Annotated in this window: 2 pseudogenes; both read right to left on the bottom strand. The window is 63.4% G+C overall.

The window, feature by feature from the left end:
• Nucleotides 1-241: pseudogene (locus EOW65_RS19850) on the bottom strand (recombinase family protein); the annotation flags it as partial.
• An 81-nt stretch (nt 242-322) separates the two neighbouring features.
• Nucleotides 323-741 (bottom strand): annotated as a pseudogene (locus EOW65_RS19845) (transposase); the annotation flags it as partial.

Raw genomic sequence — 741 nt, 5'->3', positions numbered from 1 at the left:
CGGGCGCCGTTGCCAGAAGGCGATCCAGTTCCTTGCGCCGCGCGCTCAGGTCCAGCATCTGCTCTTTCACCTCCTCGGCTGGGATGCCGGCGAGGATGGCGTTGGCCAGCTTCTTGTGGCTGGTCGTGACGTTGCGAAGCTCCTTCTCAAGGTCGGCCCGCCCAGCCTCTGCCCGGGCCTGCAGGCGGTTGCGTTCGGCGGTATATTCCTCGCAGAAGATCCGCACGGCCTCTTCGTCCATCAGGTGGTGTTCGAGGGCATGCAGCACGACCTTGTTTCGCTAATCGGACGACGGGCCGATCTGGGCCTTATCCCGTCTGTCTCATGTCACGGCCTCGATCTCGGCCCGTCCCAGGGCCGAGCAGCGGTTCATGAATGAGCCATGTCGCGCCATTGGTCCGAGCGACAATGGCGAATGATGCGGATCTGGATTTCGGCGGTCTGCCGGTCAGGGTCTCGTGCCATGATCCGTTCGCCGAAGAGCTTGAGGCGGTTCATCTGGGCTTCGACGCGACTTCGGGAGTGATATCCCGTCCATTTCTTCCAGATTGATCGCCCCAGACACCGCGCCGCCCGGAGGATCTCGTTTCGTGAGATTGCGGCGGGGCAGTCCGGCTTCCACGCTCGACCATTTCGGCGGATCGGGATGATCGGGTCCGCACCGTGTTCAAGGATCGCGGCATGGCAGCGGCGCGTGTCATAGGCTCCGTCGGCGGTGACCGTCTCGATCTCTTCGACTGC

Origin of the sequence: Paenirhodobacter ferrireducens, from assembly GCF_004022265.1 — a bacterium.
Taxonomy (GTDB): Bacteria; Pseudomonadota; Alphaproteobacteria; order Rhodobacterales; family Rhodobacteraceae; genus Rhodobacter; species Rhodobacter ferrireducens.
The sequence above is the reverse complement of the archived record's forward strand: the minus strand, read 5'-3'. Positions and strand labels throughout refer to the sequence as shown.